The sequence below is a fragment of the Pseudomonas syringae group sp. 243L2 genome (assembly GCF_032587875.1).
In the GTDB taxonomy this organism is placed as follows: Bacteria; Pseudomonadota; Gammaproteobacteria; order Pseudomonadales; family Pseudomonadaceae; genus Aquipseudomonas; species Aquipseudomonas amygdali.
Window position 1 is genome coordinate 110,876 of the sequence record NZ_JAWHPL010000014.1, and the last position, 19,548, is coordinate 130,423.

At 55.9% G+C, this 19,548-nt stretch carries 16 protein-coding genes, 2 pseudogenes and 1 riboswitch; of the genes and pseudogenes, 15 read left to right on the forward strand and 3 right to left on the reverse strand.

Features of this window, described 5'->3' with window-relative positions; genetic code table 11:
- The first annotated feature begins 2 nt into the window (after positions 1 to 2).
- From RYB66_RS07830 to pilM, 12 genes are all read left to right on the forward strand, one after another.
- On the forward strand, positions 3 to 1,955 hold the full coding sequence (locus tag RYB66_RS07830) for a DEAD/DEAH box helicase (RefSeq protein ID WP_003424996.1): 1,953 nt from the start codon (positions 3 to 5) through the stop codon (positions 1,953 to 1,955).
- A gap of 110 nt (positions 1,956 to 2,065) precedes the next feature.
- On the forward strand, positions 2,066 to 3,532 hold the full coding sequence (locus tag RYB66_RS07835) for a YecA family protein (RefSeq protein ID WP_011267071.1): 1,467 nt from the start codon (positions 2,066 to 2,068) through the stop codon (positions 3,530 to 3,532).
- A 151-nt stretch (positions 3,533 to 3,683) separates the two neighbouring features.
- Entirely contained in the window at positions 3,684 to 4,817 is a 1,134-nt protein-coding gene (locus RYB66_RS07840; RefSeq protein WP_074291191.1) for a TcpQ domain-containing protein, read from the forward strand.
- Positions 4,814 to 6,550 carry a PilN family type IVB pilus formation outer membrane protein gene (locus RYB66_RS07845; RefSeq protein WP_011267069.1) on the forward strand — a complete coding sequence of 579 codons (1,737 nt, stop codon included), beginning with the start codon at positions 4,814 to 4,816 and terminating at the stop codon, positions 6,548 to 6,550. The genes RYB66_RS07840 and RYB66_RS07845 overlap by 4 nt, the downstream gene beginning before the upstream one ends.
- Before the next feature lies 1 nt (position 6,551).
- On the forward strand, positions 6,552 to 7,910 hold the full coding sequence (gene pilO2 / locus RYB66_RS07850) for a type 4b pilus protein PilO2 (RefSeq protein ID WP_087677446.1): 1,359 nt from the start codon (positions 6,552 to 6,554) through the stop codon (positions 7,908 to 7,910).
- Positions 7,900 to 8,502 (forward strand): type IV pilus biogenesis protein PilP, encoded by a 603-nt coding sequence (gene pilP / locus RYB66_RS07855; RefSeq protein WP_003317569.1) that lies wholly within the window; start codon positions 7,900 to 7,902, stop codon positions 8,500 to 8,502. The genes pilO2 and pilP overlap by 11 nt, the downstream gene beginning before the upstream one ends.
- On the forward strand, positions 8,499 to 10,130 hold the full coding sequence (locus RYB66_RS07860) for a GspE/PulE family protein (RefSeq protein WP_087677445.1): 1,632 nt from the start codon (positions 8,499 to 8,501) through the stop codon (positions 10,128 to 10,130). The genes pilP and RYB66_RS07860 overlap by 4 nt, the downstream gene beginning before the upstream one ends.
- Positions 10,120 to 11,211, forward strand: a complete 1,092-nt coding sequence (locus RYB66_RS07865) for a type II secretion system F family protein (RefSeq protein ID WP_003348930.1) — start codon at positions 10,120 to 10,122, stop codon at positions 11,209 to 11,211. Before RYB66_RS07860 ends, RYB66_RS07865 begins: the two co-directional genes overlap by 11 nt.
- A 38-nt stretch (positions 11,212 to 11,249) precedes the next feature.
- Positions 11,250 to 11,774, forward strand: a complete 525-nt coding sequence (locus RYB66_RS07870; RefSeq protein WP_087677444.1) for a type 4 pilus major pilin — start codon at positions 11,250 to 11,252, stop codon at positions 11,772 to 11,774.
- A 2-nt stretch (positions 11,775 to 11,776) separates the two neighbouring features.
- Positions 11,777 to 12,709 carry an ATPase, T2SS/T4P/T4SS family gene (locus tag RYB66_RS07875; protein WP_003425013.1) on the forward strand — a complete coding sequence of 311 codons (933 nt, stop codon included), beginning with the start codon at positions 11,777 to 11,779 and terminating at the stop codon, positions 12,707 to 12,709.
- Positions 12,706 to 14,112: a shufflon system plasmid conjugative transfer pilus tip adhesin PilV gene (pilV, locus tag RYB66_RS07880; RefSeq protein WP_003425014.1), complete on the forward strand. Its 1,407-nt coding sequence runs from the start codon at positions 12,706 to 12,708 to the stop codon at positions 14,110 to 14,112. Before RYB66_RS07875 ends, pilV begins: the two co-directional genes overlap by 4 nt.
- 31 nt (positions 14,113 to 14,143) lie before the next feature.
- A complete protein-coding gene (gene pilM, locus RYB66_RS07885; protein ID WP_003425016.1) occupies positions 14,144 to 14,584 on the forward strand; it encodes a type IV pilus biogenesis protein PilM in 441 nt (146 codons plus the stop codon).
- Between the two features lie 558 nt (positions 14,585 to 15,142).
- Here pilM and RYB66_RS07890 read toward each other — a convergent pair.
- Positions 15,143 to 16,102: a tyrosine-type recombinase/integrase gene (locus RYB66_RS07890; protein ID WP_087677443.1), complete on the reverse strand. Its 960-nt coding sequence runs from the start codon at positions 16,100 to 16,102 to the stop codon at positions 15,143 to 15,145.
- Positions 16,087 to 16,647: a GNAT family N-acetyltransferase gene (locus tag RYB66_RS07895; protein WP_003425019.1), complete on the reverse strand. Its 561-nt coding sequence runs from the start codon at positions 16,645 to 16,647 to the stop codon at positions 16,087 to 16,089. The genes RYB66_RS07890 and RYB66_RS07895 overlap by 16 nt, the downstream gene beginning before the upstream one ends.
- A 192-nt stretch (positions 16,648 to 16,839) precedes the next feature.
- On the opposite strand from RYB66_RS07895, the pseudogene RYB66_RS26545 reads away from it, so the two are divergent.
- Together RYB66_RS26545 and RYB66_RS26550 are read left to right on the forward strand one after the other, a co-directional pair.
- Positions 16,840 to 17,601 (forward strand): annotated as a pseudogene (locus tag RYB66_RS26545) (MCP four helix bundle domain-containing protein); the annotation flags it as partial.
- A 69-nt stretch (positions 17,602 to 17,670) separates the two neighbouring features.
- Positions 17,671 to 18,459 (forward strand): methyl-accepting chemotaxis protein, encoded by a 789-nt coding sequence (locus RYB66_RS26550; RefSeq protein ID WP_410478370.1) that lies wholly within the window; start codon positions 17,671 to 17,673, stop codon positions 18,457 to 18,459.
- Between the two features lie 115 nt (positions 18,460 to 18,574).
- Here RYB66_RS26550 and RYB66_RS07905 read toward each other — a convergent pair.
- Positions 18,575 to 18,910: pseudogene (locus tag RYB66_RS07905) on the reverse strand (DUF1264 domain-containing protein); the annotation flags it as partial.
- Positions 18,911 to 19,002: 92 nt separating this feature from the next.
- Between RYB66_RS07905 and RYB66_RS07910 the strand changes: the two are divergent.
- On the forward strand, positions 19,003 to 19,326 hold the full coding sequence (locus tag RYB66_RS07910; protein WP_005895494.1) for a DUF190 domain-containing protein: 324 nt from the start codon (positions 19,003 to 19,005) through the stop codon (positions 19,324 to 19,326).
- Positions 19,327 to 19,421: 95 nt separating this feature from the next.
- Positions 19,422 to 19,494, forward strand: a riboswitch (Fluoride riboswitch).
- Positions 19,495 to 19,548: the final 54 nt, after the last annotated feature.

Consider the following 19,548-nt stretch of genomic DNA (forward strand, 5'->3'; position numbering starts at 1 on the left):
AGATGGCATCGGCCCAATTGATGAACAAGCGTCCGGTATTGCTTCGCAAAGCCATTTTCGATGGCTACGACTTCGGGCTGTCCCTCAGTTACCTACAAGGTGCAAACAAGCTTTTGCTTCGCCGGAGGGGCTTTTTCATACGCAGGTCTGATCACCCACTGAACCAGTTTTGGCGTGTGCCCAAAGACAAGCTACTCGATGACCTCGATGTGCTCTATCGGGAGCTGGCAGAGCTCGCAGATGGCAAACACATCGAAAGCTGGCAAGCATTCAGAGACAGGATTACCTCTGCCCAGTCCGACGTGCACCGTGACGCATTCACCTGGGGGATGAAGTTCAGGCTCGCGCCGCTGGCGGAAGGCGGTGTGATCCTGTCGGGAGATTTTCATCCTGGTGCTGTAGCAATCGCCAAGCGCATGCGTGGGGTGTTCCTCTCGGCGGGCAAAGCCTGGCGAGTGCAGGGCACACCAGAATTGGTTCGCAGTAATCTGATTCTGGAACTGGGATTGGACGAAGATCAGTTCGAAATTCTGGACACGCTGCAGGAGTTGCTCGCTGACGGGTCGGTCAAGGCGGTGAATGAGGTCACCAGTATCAGTCTGGGTGGCCACTCTCCGGAGTCGACCAAAAGCGAAGAGGAAGTTTCAGATTCAGGTATCTACCTGGCATCTGTCCCATCCATCAAAAACACCGAGCTGACCAGTGCCGATATCGATAAGGCGCTGGAAGGATTCTCGCTGATGGATCATCAGCCAGCAGGAATCAAGCACCTGCTGCAGCGCACGAGCGCGCTACTGGCCGACGACATGGGACTGGGCAAAACTCGCCAGGCTGTGATCGCCGCTGGCATACGCGCACAAGGTAAACCGGTTCTGGTTATTGTGCTCAACAGCCTGATCATCAACTGGCAGCGCGAGATCCTGATGGTGTTTCCCCAAGCTCAGATCGCCATGCAAACCTTTGATGCCAGTGCTGGCTGGATCATCGTGAACTACGAGAGGCTGGGTGATTTTGTCATGCACGCGAGCCGTTTCGCGGTGATGGTCATTGACGAGGCTCACCGACTCAAGGAACCCACTGCAGCGTGGACACGCCACGGCTTCGACATTGCTGCCCAGGTACAAAACCGCTACCTGTTGACGGGCACGCCAGTGCTCAATCGCGAAGCGGAGCTGCACACACTGCTGAGGCTTTCAGGCCATCCAATCGGACAACTGCCCCTCAATGAGTTCTGCGAGCGATTCGCCGGCAGTCCTGAGTTTCGCAAGACGCTTAGAGATGAGATATCCGACTGGATGCTTCGTCGCCGTAAGGATGTGCTGCCCAACCTGAAGGGGAAGCAGCGGCAGACTGTACCGGTGATACTGAGCCAGATAGAACGTGACGAGTACAACCAGATCATGCGGAGCGACCAGCACCGATTCGCAAGGCTGGGCGCACTGCGTCAACTGCTCGAACGCGTGAAGGTACGGATCCTGGCGGATCTGATGGCCGAGCTGGACGTCGACGACAAGGTTATCCTCTTCTGCGAGTATCAGGAATCCGTGGCCACGTTGCGTGAGCACTGCATCAAGATGGGCGTCGGGTGCGTGACGTTGGTAGGCAGTGACTCGCCCAAGAAACGACAGAAGGCGATTGATGCTTTCCAGCAGGATCCGGACTGCAGGGTGTTCATCGGGACCAGGTCGGCCGCCGGAACAGGTTACAACCTGACTGCTGCGAACTATGTCTTTTTTTTGGGGCTTCCATGGACACCGGGGCTGCAGGACCAAGCTGAGGATCGAGCTTATCGCAACGGGCAGTTGCGCATGGTTGTCGTCAAAATCCCTCTAGCTGAGGACACCATCGACCAGCAGCTGTGGCAGATGCTCATGGATAAGCGCGCCCTGGCCAGCGATCTGATCGATCCGGAAGCGGAGGAGTCGAGCAAAAAAGCCCTTGCCGAGATTCTTTAATCGGCTGTGGCAGGAGGCCATGACTTCGAGCTATGTTGCTTAGCCAAGCCGCGTGGAGTCGTTACATGCCATGCCCCTTCAAAGCGCGCCAAAGAAAAAGGACGATCTGAGTGCTGAAACCAATTCTGAAAGAACCCAGTGTCAACGAGAGTGAGAGGGTCCTGTCTGCCATCGTGTCAAACACGTTCTTCAGTCTCTGGTGTTATCCGAGCCTGTTCCGCTCAACAGGCAAGGGTAAAGAGTTCGCCGACCTGACGATTTATTTCAACAACACTCTCGTCATTTTCTCGGACAAAGGCCATGTCAACTTTCAGGAGCACAATGATATCCAGTTGGCCTGGAGCCGCTGGTACCGGGCTGCAGTCAAGGAGTCTGCCAAGCAGCTGCATGGGGCTGAGAGTTTGGTCAGAAACCATCCCGACAAGCTCTTTCTCAACAGTAAGCTGGAGGATCCGTTCCCGTTCGATTTGACTAAACCAGGGTTGAAGATCCATCTGGTAGCGGTCACTGGCGGGATTGGTCAGCACGCCCAACGTTTCTTCGATTCGGTAGGACCTGGTAGTAATGGAACGCTGGTGTACCACTACGAGGTTCCTGAAGATCTTTTGTTGGAGGAGCCGTTCCTCGTAGGCGATGTCGATCCACGAAAAACATTCGTCCATGTACTTGATGAAAGCGGTCTGAAGCTGCTTTTCGAGGAGCTGTGCACACCGGAAGATTTTATCCACTACCTGGAGACGAAGGAGCGGGTTATTCGTAATGGAACCTTCTTATCCAGCGCTGGAGAGGAGGAGACGCTCGCAACATATCTGCAGGAAGATGGTGGGTACGGTTTCGGCGATCTGAGAGCACCGAAGGGCTATGAAGGCCACGCCTTCAGGATCCCGGAAGGGGAATGGAAGCATTATCGTCAGACAGTGGCTTACGCGCTCCGGTATGGCCATAAGAAAAAGGCGAAGCTCTGGAACGAGATCATCGCTCGATTCGCTGATGCCATTACCGAGGCATGTGTAGGTGAGGCCAAGGATCTTCCTTTGATTGGCCATTCAAATGCTCTTCAGATTTTGGCGTCTGAGAACCTGTATTCAAGCAGCTTTCTGGCATCGGCAATGCTCGATAAGTTCGACTTGGTGCCCAAGGGCATCCGCTCTGCGCGCACGTTACCGTCCACCGCCAAGCCAGACCGATTGTATGTATTCGTGTTCTTCCCTTGGGATGATGGCTTTGCGTCATATCAGGATTACCGAGAGGCACGGACGGATTGCATGCAGCTTTACGCATACGTCGCGATGTACAAATACCAGAAAGCGAAGGAGATATTAATTTTCGGAGCTGACACAAAAGGCGGCCAAGGTGGATCTGAGACGATCTTCGCGGTTGATGCGACCGTTCCTCTTTCAAGCGAGGAACGAGAGATGGCTCAGCATACGATGAAGACCTTAAGGATCCTGGATCACGTTGTAGAAAGAGTGATCCAAACATCCAATTCTGGCGCGGATGTCGGACGTAATGAGCCGTGCCCGTGTGGATCGAAGAAAAAATACAAAAAGTGCTGCATGGGTACCGGCATGCATTGAGCTGTGGAGTTGTCGCGTAATTGAGGACCGCTTCCGTCCACATGCATCTCTTCCATAGATAACCTGAAGCGATCCGTTAAGGGTTTAGCAGTGCTTTGCAACCTAAGCGCTGGCACCTTGGCCACCATCAAGAAATGGGGTCAAGGCACACATGATCAGGCAGCTTTCTACACTTTCCATACTCGCGTTGTTCGCCGGATGCACGTCTGTAGCGGACAAACCGGTTGGACCAGCTTTCGATAGCAGCCAGAATCCTGAGCTGCTCTCGCCAGACCTGTACTCAAGTGGCGCCAAGTCCGGTCAGGAGCCGATGGTTCGCTATGGTCGATACGCTCTGGTGAATACCGCTCCAGAGGCCGAACAGCGTGACCTGATGGCCCAGATCATCGATGTCAGCATTCCGGCCAATATGCATCCGTCCGTCCAGGATGCGATGCAGTATGTGGTCAGCCGCTCAGGCTACACCTTGTGCCCACCGAGCACCGGTCACGTAAACATCTTGTTCACACGCCCTCTTCCTGCTGCCCAGTACAAGCTAGGGCCAATGAGCCTGCGCAACACGCTGCAGGTACTGGCCGGTCCGGCATGGCAGGTCAAGGTCAACGAAGTAACGCGCGGTGTGTGTTTTGTACTGCGGCCAGGTTACCAACTGCCGGAGACGTCTAAGCCCGTGGCACTGGCTCAACCTGCGCAACCGGCCAGCACTGGATCAACCTCGGTAGCCAGCACCTCCCCTGCCGTTACCGTTGTAACTGCCCCGGCAACCGGAACCCCATTCAGCAAGGACACATCGCCTGCAGGGCAACCGCAAACCACGGTCGTCACGCAGGCAAAAGCGCAACCAGCTGCATCCATCAGCACCCCAGCCAAGGAAGGCACCCCTACCCAGCAAAAGCCGACTCCTGTGAGCGCGGCTCCGGCGAAGGCCACATCTCAGACCACCGTCACCAAGAGCATCGCTTCGACCAGCCAGGCTCCGATGAAACCTGAACCAGCAGCGAAACCCGTAGCAACCGTTGCGCCACAGCAAACGTGGAATGCACCTGTGGGCAGTACCTTGCGTCAATCGGTCGAAGACTGGGCCAAGCGGGCCGGCTGGCAGGTTATCTGGGTACCGGAGGACCTGGACTACCCCATCGAAGCACCGCTGAGTTTTACAGGCTCCTTCAGTTCGGCGGTCAGGCAGATATTCCCGCTGTACGACAACGCCAAACGGTCCTTTGTGGTGGACGGTAATGAGGGCAATGGTCAGCAGGTTCTGCACGTATCGGAGAGGAAAAAATGAGCATGCCCTTCATGCGTCAGACCGCTCTGAGTCTCGCTGTTCTAACGGCATCAGCATGCTCAGTGCAACGGGTGGATGAAGCCGCTGCACGGGCAGAGGCTACCGCCGATTCTGCCGGCCGTTACGCGGCTATCCAGCGTAACAAGCAGCAACAGGAACGTCGGGACACAGTGATATTCAGCGACAAACCCTGGGTTTCAACGCAGCCAGTTGTTGCGAGACGAGGCATCCCCACCAAGTATGACTGTGAGGTCGCATATAGGCCTGCTGGCAGTGTCGGAATTGCTGAAATTGCCCAGTACATTTCCAGACAGTGCGGGATCCCTGTCCTGGTCTCGCCGGATGCGCTCAATCCTGGCCTGCTGAACGCTAATGCACCTGCACAGGGCAACAATGCGCCTCCAATCAGCACGGCCCCCAACCCTGATAGCCTGGCCGGGTTGCTGCCTGCAGGTATTACGGGCGGCTCCAACCTGGCGCAGGCCTCTCAGGGGAGAAGTTCTGACTTCGCATCCATGCTGACACCGAACCTCGTCAGTGGGTTGCGCTTCACAGGGAAAGCCTCGGGTCTGCTGGATGAGGTCACCGCGCGGCTGGGACTCACCTATCGATTCAATCCCACCTCACGGTCAGTGCAGGTCAGCTATTTCGACACCAAGGTGTTTGACGTCTACGCATTTGGAGACGTGCAGGAAATCAAAAGCACCGTCAGATCCGGTATGACCACCTCCTCAGGTTCGGGAAGTGGTTCGTCGAGCGGATCATCGTCAGGTAGCAGTTCCTCAGGCGTTTCGGGTGACTCGGGCAGCAACCAGAGCACTACAGTCACTCTCAACACATCGATCCTGACTGACATCCAGAGCAACGTGAGGGCAATGCTGAGTACCTCGCCGCCTGGTCGCATGTATCTGTCACCGTCGACCGGGACGTTGACCGTGACTGACCGGCCCGACGTGCTTTCGAACGTTGAGACCTATCTGGCCAAGACCAACCACGCGATCACCCAACAAGTGCTGTTCAATGTGAAGGTGTTTGAGGCGACGCTGACCGACACCGATCAGCTGGCTTTGAACTGGGCGGCCGTCTACAACTCGCTGAGCACAAAGTGGGGCCTGTCTCTCTCGAATACTGTGCCAGGCATCAGCTCCAGCGCAATCTCGGGCTCTGTTGGCATTGTCGATACGGCCAACTCTGCCTGGGCAGGTTCGAACGCGATCATCCAGGCAATCGCAGAGCAGGCCCGGATCTCGAATGTTCGATCGCCGTCTGTGACCACATTGAATCTGCAGCCTGCTCCGCTGCAGATCGGCAACGTCCAAGGCTACATCCCATCGGTTCAGACCAACACCACGGCGTCAGTGGGCTCCAGCACGGCAATTACTCCGGGCACTATCACCTCCGGCTTCAACATGACACTGCAGCCTCGCTTGATGGACGATGACGAGATGTTGCTCATGGTATCGATCAATATGAGCTCCAAACCTACCTTCGAGCCATTCACGAGCAACGGCTCCAGCGTCCAGATCCCCAACTACGATGCGAAAAGTTTGTCACCGAAGGTGAAGCTGCGCAGCGGTCAGACATTGATCCTGTCGGGCTTTGAGGAGCTCAGCGACAACACGGACAAGATCGGCACAGGTTCCCCCGGATTCTTCGGGCTTGGAGGTGGGCGTAAGCGCACCTCGTCAAAAAGCGTTCTGGTAGTGCTGATCACCCCGATTGTGACCAACTGACATGGCGAACCTGTTCTCTCTGATACGAAAGCGCGCTACTCGCCCCCCAACGCCCAGCGATGGCAAAGTTCAGATTCTGACTTATCACGGACGATCTTTCGTTACAGGCCTGCTGTGGCACCCGTTGGGTAGCCTTACCGGCTACATGAAGGAAGCACGCCAGTTTGGTCGCACCCAGCAAATGGACATCGTGGCCATCAGGCATACCGAGTCGGTGATTCAGGCTGGATTTGTTTCGCAGAATGACGGTGCAGTCAAAGGTATGTATTCCCTTGCAGCTGCACTCGCCGGGCAGCTGGGCGCATCGTGGCTGGCTGCCTGGAAGATCGAGGACGCCGAGGATAGATACGCCTTGGTCGCAGTGTACCGAGGTGCGGTCATACCCGGTGCAGACCTGGTAGGCAGCAGTGAGGAAATAAAAAAGAAGGTGGCTCAGCAACTGAGCCGCTCGATGAGCTTCGACAAGATTTTTCTCCCCCCGGAGTTTGGTCGCGGTGGCGAACAATTCGACCCTGAAGCATTGTTGCAGCCATCAAATCTCAAGCGCGAATACAAACTGACACCGCTGGCATTCGGCCTGTCCAGACAGGAACTGCTGAAAGCCGGGGTGATTGGTGCCTTGGTCGTGGCCGGCCTGATTGGGTGGCACCAGTGGAATGAACATAAGCTGCAACTTGCTCGTCAGGCGCAGCAAGCGGCAGAAGCTGCAAGGCAAGCCGAATTGGATGCCCTGAACCAGCGAACAAACTCCCCAGTTGTGATCGAGGCGCTTGTACATCCGTGGGTAAAACAGCCTTCTGTCCCAGTATTTCTTAGAGGCTGTAACGGCGCAATTGACCAGTTACCACCGGCAATCGAAGGATGGCTATTCGTCTCAGCTAAATGCGACGGAACGCTGATGTCAGCCAACTACAACCGGACCGGCAACAGCACCACGCTCGCTTTCAGCGCCGCTACGGCGGGCTACTTTGCAGATACGCCCGCGTTCTACGACGAAGGCAACATGGCCGCGGTGAAGCTCACCTTCGAGCTGCCGCTGGCGGGTGATGACGTTCTGAACCCGGCAACGCAGGCCTTGGACAGCATCACTTCATGGCTGCAAGCCCAGAACGTCCAGCCCAAGATCACGGAAGTACCTGTGACGGTTGTCCAGCCACCAGCTTTGCCTGGCCAGCCAGCCCCTCCACCACCACCGCCTCCGGATTATCGACACTTCGAGATCCGCTACACGAGCCTGTTACCGCCAGCGACTGTTCTTCAAGGCGTGGAAAGCACGGGCATGCGCCTGCGTGAAATCAAAACCGACTTTCAAGACGGCAAATTAACCTGGAACGTCATAGGTGACCTCTATGTGTATTAACCCTCGCGCCTCCATTCTGATGACGTTTCTATTGTCCTGCGTGGCTGCCGGCAACATGGCCGTCGCTGCCGACCCATCTCCCACCGACCTGAGCCGGATCAACATTGGTGAGTTGTCCCAGGTGCAGAGTGAAACCCTGCTCTTCACAGCACAGGCGGCGCGGGCTCGTGCCAAGGAAGACATCGTAAACGGAGCCAAAACAACCACGTCTGTGCCGGTTCAGACTACGCAGAACGCTTACACGACGCCCGCCCCGGCCAGCAACAGCACACCGCAGTTGCCGGTGGTCAAGACCGTGTTCAGGATGAATAACGCTCTGTATGCAACGTTACTGTACGGAAGTGGTTTCGAGGTCGATGCATCTGTTGGTAATGCTGAGCTGCCAGGAGGATTCAAGGTAATCAGCGTGTCACTCGACAGCGTGGTACTGGGCCATGACGGACGCCGGTATCCATTAGGTTTCTCGACCCGGGCACCAAGTGGCTCGGTTGACGCGCCCCAAATGTCACTGCAGACACTCAAGCCTGTAGCTCCGGGGCAGCCCTCGGCTATGAGTCCGCTGTCCAGCATGTCGCAGGAGTTTCAGCGATGAGCGGCGCGGTACGAATTGAGCCAGACATTGAGGCTGATCCGTTGGCACGCCAGGTCGCCCGGCCGACCGCAGTCGTGCAACCGATCACCATTGCCATGCAATCTGACGTGGTCGGAACCGTCCTGACTGCGGAGGGAAATCGGTGGGGGGACATCACCAGCGAGTTGCGTCAGCTCGTTGCCTTGTTAGCACCTGCCCCAGAGGCTGAAGAAGCAGAATTGCTCGTGTCGTCTCAGCACATGCACGACCCTTATGTGATGGCATTTATGGACCGCCTGGACCGAGCCGGCGTGCCGTTTCAGACCATCAGCAGCACGCTCAGCGACATCAAGTCTCTGTATCAGAATGCGGGTAAAGCTTTCGCCGGATCTATAGACAGTACCCAGCGTCAACAAGAGGTGATTCGTATCATCGGCGCGGCCCATGCACGACGTGCTTCCGACGTTCACTTCATCGTTGGCCACGAAATCACCTACATCAAGTTTCGTGAGGACGGTCTCTTGCGGGAGTACGGGCAGATCCAGAGCGCCGTAGGAAACGAGCTCTGTTCTTCACTTTTCAACTCAATGTGTGACGTCAAATCTGAGGGCTACTATCAACCGGAACTGAAACAAGATGCGCGCATGGCTCGCACCTTCCTCGATCAATTGGGACTGTCAGGGGCCCGTGTAGCAACCCGCCCTCTCGTCGAAGGGCCTTTGATGGTGCTGCGACTGATTTATGACGATCAGGAGAAACAGTCCGTCGGCGATCTGGGGTTTCTGCCAGAACAGAATTTGCTGTTCAAGCGGCTGAGAAGTCTTCCTTACGGCGTGATCATATTGACCGGTCCGACTGGATCAGGGAAATCGAAGTCGCTCCAGGTGCAGATCAACCTTCTGGCTGAAGAGTGCAAAGGCACAAAACATATCCTGACCGTTGAGGACCCGCCCGAATATCCGATGCGTGCAAATCAGTCCCCTCTTGGCAGCAATGAGTCATGGGGAGAATCCATTACAAACTCCGTGCGACTCGACCCCGACATACTGATGTATGGGGAGATTCGAGACCTTGAATCAGCTCAGGGGGCACTGCGAGGGGGGATGACCGGCCACCTGGTTTTATCGACTCTGCACACCAACAACGCTGTAGCAGCAATTCCTCGCCTGATCGACATGGGGGCTGATACAAGCCTGGTCACCGACCCAACACTCATTGTCGGCCTTATCAACCAGTCACTGCTGCCAACGCTGTGCAAGAAGTGTCGCGTGCCTGCGCGCAGCCAGATCAGTACCTTGGATCCGCAGCTGGTCGAGCGGCTCGAAAAGATGACCGTGCTGGATCAGGTCTATCTGGCTGGGCCGGGTTGCTCTCTATGCCGTGACGGGGTGAACGGCAGGGCCGCTGTCGCCGAGATTCTTCTCCCGACCCACCGGTTCATGGAGGAGATCCGAAAAAATGGCCCAAGCGCTGCGCGCCAGTATTGGGTCAAGCACATGGGTGGTATCACGAAGGTTGCCCACACGCTCATCAAGATAAATACAGGGCTGATTGACCCGCGCATGGCAGAGGCCGTAGTCGGTCCATTGGATTTTGACAGCTACATGCTGGATGCCGAAGCGCCTGAGGCAGAAGTCCATGCTCAGTAAGGTGATGGATGCCTGGTCTGGGCTTGTAGATGGCTTTTACAGGAACCAGTTTGGAGGCAATGAGCGGATCCGGCTTTACGAGAGCATGACCGCTCTGCTCGAGAACGGGGTGCCGCTCGACCTGGCTCTTGATCGTATTGGATCGATCTACAGTGATGGAGGCCGACGTGCTCGACATCCGATCGCGCTTGCCAGCTATGGCATAGGCAAAGCTGTGGACGGCGGCAAGACGCTGGCCCAGGCCTGCCTTAACTGGGTGCCTTATCAGGAGCACGCCGTTATCAGCGCCGGCGAGAAGTCAGGGAACTTGATCCAGGCATTCAGCGACTGCGTGCGGATCATCGAAGCTCGGCAAAAAGTGATGAAGCTGGTGGTCTCAACGGCCTCGTACCCGGTTTTTGTCTGGAGCCTGATGGCCTACTTGCTGAACGTAATCGCCACCCGGGTGGTGCCGGCCATGAGCCGCTCATCCAACCCAGAAGCCTGGTCCGGCGCACCCATGGTTCTGCACATGATCGCCACCTTTGTGACTAACTGGGGACTTCTGACTTTGTGCCTTGTGGTAGTCCTGGTTGTCACCAGTGTCGTCACTCTGCCTTACTTCCGTGGCCCTTGGCGGACAAGGCTGGAGATCTTGCCTCCCTGGTCAATCTACAAAGCGCTCCACGGCTCAACGTTCCTCCTCAATATCGCGGTCATGCTGCGAGCAAACATCGATCCGCTCGGAGCGTTGGACACGTTAAAGCGTGGGGCAAATCCGTGGCTGCGTGAACGCCTGGAAGCCGCCCACTACGGGGTTCGGATGGGTAAAAACTTTGGGGAGGCTTTAGATCTTTCCGGGCATGAATTCCCAGACCACGAAGCGATTCAATTTCTGATTGTTCTCTCCACTACGCAGAGCTTCTCGGCTGCAGTGCACCGCTACAGCCTTCGCTGGTTGGAGATATCACTGAAACAGGTCGAGCGTTACGCAAAGACACTGTCCCTCGTATCCATGGTTCTGATCGGCCTGTTGATGATTCTGGTCATGGTCGGGGCCTACAGCATGACCGGCAATGCCACACAAGGCATGACGCACTGAGCACTACACCCGTTACCCACATACCCAGGACCACACACATGCAAAACACCAGTCACTCCGCTCGGGCGAACCAGATCGGTTATATCTCGATTGAATTGCTCTTCGTTCTCATCGTTATCCTGATCGGGATGGGCTACGCCCTTTACAACGGTTGGGGCGCGATGGGCAGTTCGGACGTCAACAACGAACAGGGTAACGTCGGTCAATTGATCGCGAACACTCGCAAGCTCAAAGGCAGTACCGGTTACGGAGCGTCAGGGACCGATCTGATCGCCCAGCTCAGCTCGATACGTGGCCTGCCCAATATGTCGTTCTCCAGCGGCAAGCTCTACAACGCCTGGAGTGGCCAGGTCACTGTGGTTGCCAACGGGATGACATTCACCGTGACCGAGGCCGGTTTGCCCCAAGATGCCTGTGTGACACTGGCCACGAAGATTGGACGCGGGCAGAAGGTCACCACCTCTATCAATGGCGGCACAGTTGTGAACGGCGAGGTGAGTTCAGCTGCTGCCACCAGTGGCTGCTCTACTGATAGCAACACGTTGGCTTGGACGGCCTACTGAGCATGAACCCAATTATCGACACGCCTTTTAGTGACCTCTACTTGGGGCCGGATTTTACGGACGTAAAAGGCCTGGATGGCCAGAGCGGACGTGTCGAGGCTCCGGAAAACTGGAAAGAAAGCGCCCTGCTATTACGGGAGGAATGCGCAAAGCATTTTGAAGTGCATCAGGATCCTGAGTTCTCGTTGATCAAAGAAGGAACGGTGCTTCGCGTCACTCAGATACCCGATGCCTTTGGCCAGGCCGTGTTCGTACTGCGCAGATCAAATGCGCAGGTCCGGCAGTTCGACCAATTGGGTTTTCCTGAAGACCTTGTCGAATCGCTACTTACGAAGCAGGTGCGCGGCCTGGTGATTTTTTGCGGCGAGATTTGCACCGGTAAGACGTCAAGCGCAGCTTCGCTGATCATCGCCAGGCTAAATGCGTGCGGTGGGATCGCGTTGGCTGCAGAGGATCCAGCTGAGACAGATTTGAACGGTCGTCACGGACCTGGTCGTTGCATCCAGATGCAGGTTTCGAGACGCAATGGCGGGTATGAGGAGGCTTTGATGAGAGGCCTCCGCTCTGGCGCGGACATGATGCTTATCGGTGAGATCAGAGACACCCCCACGGCAGTTCAGGCAGTGCGAGCGGCAATCAATGGCCTGTTCATCATCACCACAGTTCACGCGGGAACAGTACCGCAGGCGATCGAGCGAGTAGCGACTCTTGCGGAGCCGGCCATCAGCAACGTCCGATCAATTCTGTCACAGGGTTTGGTAGCTGTAGCTGCGCTTGCCCTCGAAGGTGAAGGCGAAATGCGACATCTGAAGATCCAGAGCCTTTCACTGACTGGACCTGACGGCCCTGGTATTCGCGAGAAGATCCGTTCGAATCAGATCGCGATGCTTAGCCAGGATGTGGATCAACAATCGAACAGGAGCCTCTGGGGATGAATGTTCTCAAGCATGGCCAGACCAGAAAGAATGGTTTTGTGGTGATCGAGCTGCTCTTCGGCCTGATCATTTTCGCCATTGCGTCGGCCATAGGCGTCTCGCTGATGGCCGACAGGATGGATGCGCAGAACTATCAAATCGCAGCTCAGCAGCAGCAGCAGATCGCAGAGGCCGCTTCTAAATACTTGAAGGACAATTTCGCAACGGTCTATGGATCGGCGGGCACAACCACGCCTGCGACGATTACCCCTCAGATGCTACGCAACACCAACTATCTGCCAGCCAGCTTCAGTGACACAAATGCATTCGGTCAAAGCTTCGTGGTGCTTGCTCGAAGGGTCAACGTCAACCAGCTCGAATCCATCGTGATCACTACCGGTGGCCAGGCTATCGATGAGATCGGTACCCGGACGATTGCGGAAAATATGGGTGCGCCGGGTGGCTTCATCCCGTTCAACAACACCGGCGTTATCCAAGGAGTACGAGGCGGCTGGCAACTTGCGCTGAGCAACTATGGGATCAACCCAGGCGTTGGCCACACTGCGAGTGCCTTGTTTCTCCAGGATGGCACGCTCTCCAACGACTACCTGTACCGCAACGCCATCCCAGGAAAGCCTGAACTCAATCGCATGAACACGGCGCTCAGTATGGGAGGAAACAATGTCAACGATGTGGCTGCATTGAACGCCTCTGGAACAGTGACGGTTGGAGGTAATGTCGACACTGCTGGGTCAGTGAACGCCGTTGGCAATGTGAGTGCCTCGGGATCTGTCACAGCCCAGGGGAATGTGAGTGCGTCGGGGAGCGTCACAGCCCAGAGCAACGTCATCGCTGCAGGTGATGTATACGCGCAGTCGGTGAATGCCTCGGCCAACCTCACGGGGGCGGCTGCCCGCATATCAGGCGAGACTGTCACAGGCGGTTGGTTTCGCACTCAGGGCGACACCGGCTGGTACAGCGAAAAATGGGGTGGTGGCTGGTACATGAGTGACTCGGACTGGGTTCGGGTCTACGGCGACAAGAACCTCTACACAGCCGGGAACATCCGGGGTGGGACAGTGACTTCGGAAGGTCGCGCGACCGTCGGTGAATACCTGCAGCTGAATGGCGTTGCAACTGCCGGCACTGCCTGTGCTGCAAACGGTATGGTTGGTCGAACCAGTACGGGTCGATCCCTTTCTTGTGATAACCAGGTCTGGGTGGTGAACGGTTCCAGTGCCCCTACCTGCACGGCAAAAACCATCCCCGGCTACGACGCAAACGACGTCACTACCTACGCTTGCCCAGTCGGCTACACAAAAGTTGGTTGGGACACGGCCGGCTCAGGCCAACGATTCAGCAGTACCCCAGGAATCGTGGTCGGCCAGAACGATTACGCCACCATTTTCTGTTGTCAGTTCTGACCAGGCTCATAACTGTCATCGAGGACGTAGAGTGAACATTTACTGGCTTGCAATGGTGGTGATTACAGCAGTGCTCGGAATGGTTTATGAGAAGTCACACCAGGCAGAACAGAGCTCCCAGACCGTAGAAATCTCCTTGATTGCTCATAACGTCCTCGTCTACAGAAATGCCTTGGCCGAGTATGCCTACGCTCACAAAGCTGCATCAGGAACGGTGGCCGATAACCAGTTGGCACTGCCCACCTGGTACGCGCGTTACCCTGGGGTGGAGGGAGTGATCGATGCTGGACGAAGTTACGCGTTCGTCGGATCCCCTCCTCCCGGTCTTGTTTCAGAGATGATCAATTTGACTGGGGGGTCGCTGGCCATCGGAACGGCGTCGTCTGGCAGCCTTGTCACCCCGTCATCTGGTAACGTGGGGGTCGCACTGCCGGCGACAGTACCCAACGGCGCAGCCGTGGCGTACCAATGAGTCAATTGACGGATCGTCACAGATGCGAACAGAAAGGCAGCAGGGGCGCATGCCCCTGCTGGTGTTGCTTAGACTTGTTGAATTAGTCGAATCAGACGAATAGACCAGTAAACGGTCTGCAGCGCTCTAATCAACTCTTCAGGTATGAATCGCAGCATGGCGATGTCCTCGCAGAGTGAATGGGATCAGGATTAGGCTCCTGACATATCCACACGACAGCGAGTAAACCCCCTAGAGGAGTTGACGCAGAGGGTTACCAGCAATACTCTGAGATTTCCTAGGTCCCGTTGTATGCGTCATGTGTTGCACCGATGTTAAACGCAAGAAAATTGCATTGCCACCTGATAAAGACAGTGATGCACTCTGCCCCCGCCTCGCGCGGGGGTTTTTATGACTACGCGATTTTCGTAGAAATGGTGTTTTGAGGTATCTGGAAGCATCCGGGAGACCTCTACGAGCCTTTCCGTCAAATTTCGAGATTTGGAGTGAGCAGTAATTACCAACCTTAATTCTCCGACGAGTGGTAGTGGTTGAAGGGTGGCCCACAATCCGCGGTTCTCAGTATTTGACTTTAAACGTCGGAGAGTCTTCCGGTCGCTGGCCGCGCCGATCATACAAACGCGTCGTGCTGATGTTTGCGTGCCCCAGCCAGATCTGCACCTTGGCAATGTCCGCGTCATGCTCAAGCGCGTTTGTCGCCGCCGTGGCCCGCAAACCATGGACGCCCAGACCATCAACCTTGATGCCGGCAGACATCGCCCAATGACACACGATCTTATAAATGCCATCGGCGCTCAGCCCGGTACCAGAGGCGCGACCTCGTAGTGACCTAAACAGCGACCCATTCCCTGCTCCTCGCTCAAGATCCTTTTCCATATATGCGTAGATACGTTCGGCGGCCACGGGGTGCAGCGGTAGCCAGCGCAGCTTGCCGCCTTTGCCGTTCACCCGCAGGTGCTTAATGCCCCGTCGCTCCTGCAAGTCGCTGGTTTTCAACTGCGCGCCCTCCTCCCGGCGCAGGCAGTGGTACAGCAGCACGGCCAGCACAGCACGATCTCGTAGTCCCTTGAGGCTGTCAGCCGGCGGCGCATCGAGAAGCGCCTTGGCCTGGTGGTCCGCGAGCGCGGGCGTCTTCCCTTCGTTGCTTTCGATCCGGGGCCGCTTGACGCCGTGGACCGGATTGCCCCCTGCCACTGCATTGTTCTCGAGCAGATGATCAAACAGGCTGGCAAGCGCGGCGAGTTTACGCCGGATCGTTGCTCCGGCCAGACCACGCTGCTCCAACCGAGCGCGCCAGGCCAGGACATGTGCGCGCGTCACGGCCCGAAACTCTTCGGCCCCGGCCAAGCCGACGAAACTGCAGAAGTCTTGTAGGTCGATCTGATACGCCCGGCGGGTACGTGGATTATCGATATTGGCAAACCACTCCACGGCTGAGGGTACAGCCGTCAGTTGCTGGAACTCCGCCGCCGTAAGCCGACGTCCGCCATCCTCAATTGAGATCAATTCTCCCGGCATGGACCGTACTCCGCGTCCCATTTAGCCTTAATAGCAGGCCACTCATCCGATGCCATGAGCTCACGCTGCAAGCGCTCATGGATCGGCTCAGGCACTAGGTGCTGCCAGCGATCCATTTCGGCGATCATTTCCATGCTACGAATCTCATCTCCGATTACGGCTCCCACCGCCGCAAAACGTATCCGCGCCTTGTGCCAGAATCCATCTGATGTGCCAAATTGATACAGGGGCACTATGGGCAGGTGGTGCTTTTGCCAGAGTTGCCAGAGCGCGCTTAAGGCGAACCCGCGTCGTCGATAATCTGCGTCGATTTCGATCTTGTCGATGTAGAGCCGGTCCTGCAGCGGGTTGATGCAGTAATCAATGTGGCCCACTCGCTTGCCCTCGACCTCCAGCCTGGCCAAATAGTCCATCCCAGGGAAAACGAAGTTGCCTCGTGGCGCTGCTTGCTCCTGAACCAACAAACTCAACTTGTGCGCCACCTGAATCATCATTTCAGCTTCGCGTCTATGAAAATAATGCCGAACTGGCTCAATGATAGACATACGGTCAGCCCTCCTGAATTAGCGTGATAACGTATTTCTTACATTGGTAAGTAACGGCCATAACCGACAATGGTACGCATGCGCCGCCGGGGGACGTGGTGTCAACGAGCTGACGAACAGCCATAATCCTTCACGATTTCTAGCCGATAGCTTCAAGACCAGGCCTCTGGCCATCTTGCAGTGGGAAGTCCTATGCGGCTCAGAAATATAAACCTCGCTCCACGCGCCACCTTGTTTTTTTCGGCCATCATTTTGCTGGTCGTGGTCTTGGGCGTCATCGCCATACTGCAGATGGGCAAGCTTCGCGATACGGAAAAGGATGTCGAACTGAATTGGCTACCCAGTATTCGGCAAACCGCGATGATGAACTCCACCGTCCTTCGCGTCCGGTTGGAGACCCAGCGGGCCGTTGCCGATCCTCAAACCGTTCAGCAGACCATCGTCAAATTTCCTGCCTACCGGAAAGCCATGAAGGATGCGGTCTATAACTATGAGACCCTCATTGCGAGTGACCAGGAGCGACAGTTGTTCTTGGCCGTGAAAAAGTCCTACGACGATTACGCAAGCCAACTGGATCTGCTGGAACCTTTGTTGAAGGCAGGCGACACCGCTTCGATTGTCAAACTCGTCGCTACCGGTATACGTCCCCTCACGAACCAAATGGAAACTCAGGTCGAGGAATTAACACAATTCAATAACAAAGGCGCTGCGCTTGCCGGTGTTCAAGCGACGCAAGTTTATGATTCAGGTCTTTACATCGTCATCGGCCTGATTATCTTCGTCGCGCTCCTGACTCTTTGTTTGGCAACTCTTCTAACCAAAACGATTACGTCGCCCATCGGGAGCGCCCTTAGCGTCGCCGAACGCATTGCCTCAAGCGACCTGACGAAGGAGGTTGAGGTAAGCGGTACCGACGAGGCAGGCAGGCTTTTGAGCGCGTTGGCCACGATGCAGCAGAACCTTCGAAGCACGATCACGCAGATCGCTGACTCCTCATCCCAACTGGCTGCCGCCTCGGAAGAAATGACCGCGGTGACTGAGCAATCCAGCCTTGGCCTGGTGTCGCAGAATGATGAAGTAAATCAGGCTGCAACTGCTGTCACCGAGATGAGCGCTGCAGTGGACGAGGTAGCACGCAATGCCGAATCAGCTTCCGAAGAGTCCAGGAAAGGTCAGGGCTATACGGAGGTTGGTTTGGAGCGTGTATCGCAGACGCTTAAGTCCATCGAAAAGCTGTCGAGCAACGTGCGCGACACCAGCGAGCAGATCACTGGCTTGTCCAATCGTGCACAGAACATTTCCAAAGTGGTTGAGGTGATCAGAGCCATTGCTGAGCAGACCAATCTGCTTGCGCTCAATGCCGCGATCGAGGCCGCTAGGGCGGGTGAACAAGGCCGAGGCTTCGCAGTCGTTGCCGACGAAGTTCGAGCCCTCGCTCACCGCACGCAAGTGTCTACGCAAGAAATTGAGCAGATGATTCAGGCCATTCAGAACGATTCTGACCAGGCCGTGAAGGCGATGGCCACCAGCAGAGAACTGGCTGCAGAATCCCTAAGCGTCGCAGGCGATGCCAGCAGTTCGCTTGACCAGATCGCGACAGCTATTACGGGCATCAACGAGCGTAACATTCTCATCGCCACCGCTTCGGAAGAACAGGCGCACGTCGCCCGGGAAGTCGATCGCAATCTGGTTAGCATTCGCGAGCTGGCCTCCCAAAGTTCTGCAGGTGCAAGCCAGACTGCAAGCGCTTGCAACGAGATGTCGAAGCTTGCGGTTAATCTGAATCAGCTGGTCAATCGTTTCAAGGTTTAAGGTATTCACGTACGTCAGCGGACTCGTCCGATGTCCTTGGATATCGGACCTAGACTGTCTGGCGATATACCGTCCTCCCTGAGCCTGAGCCTGCAGGGATTGCACAGTCTATTGGCTATTGGGTTGATCGGCTGTTTGTGTTTTGTGGGGTGGGTGACGTTGCGGGCCCGTGAAGATGTCCCGTAGGATCATTGATCTGAATTGTCTTCCCATGCTGCCATCCATCCGCACCTGGATCTGCTTTGGGGATCTGAATATCGGCTCGTTGAGCTTTGATTGCCGACTTGACGATTCCCAAGCGTTGGTTGCGTTGTTGCTGCATTGCGGGATCAGCCTGGCCGTCAGCTGTGATCCCCATCATCAGTTGTGGAACACCTAGGGGAAGTGTTTTGTCTTGATCGGTGTGCCAGGTGTGCCACGTCTTGCCATAGGTATGAGCCAGTCGCTCCACCCGGTCAGCAATACACGTCGTGGGCTCGCTGGTAATGACGGCTGCCGGGCTTCTGTCCTATCAAATAATCAGCACGCGCTGAGAAGAGGAATATGAAAGGTTTTCTGGTGACTTTCTTTACTCAACAAAATCGTCGCTATCAGGGAAAGATGCTCGGCGACTGGGTCGTTGATTTGGCGAAAGAAATGGGACTGCGGGGTGCGACCCTGTCCACAGGTATCGAAGGCTTTGGGCATACCGGCCGGCTGCATTCCTCGCATTTTTTTGAACTAGCGGATCAGCCTACCGAAATTCGTATGGCCATTACCGAGGACGAATCTGAACAGTTATTCAAGCGATTGGAGCTTGAAGATATCTCGTTGTTTTACATAAAAACCCCAGTTGAGCTGGGCTTCGTCGGAACAGAGGTCACCTAGTTTGGCCCTCTTTCATAAGCGGTGACTCGAAGACGCCTTCGCTTGCCTCGTACTCCGAAACACGATTTTACATTTTGGACAGACCTAGCTAAGATCGGCGCATTGGAGATGGCATTCCTCCATTAACCAAACGCTGCGCCCGTAGCAGCTGATGATGCCTACAGAAACCTGATCGATCAGGTCTGTAGGCGTTCGCGCTCAGATTCCCTTTTTGGTCAGGCC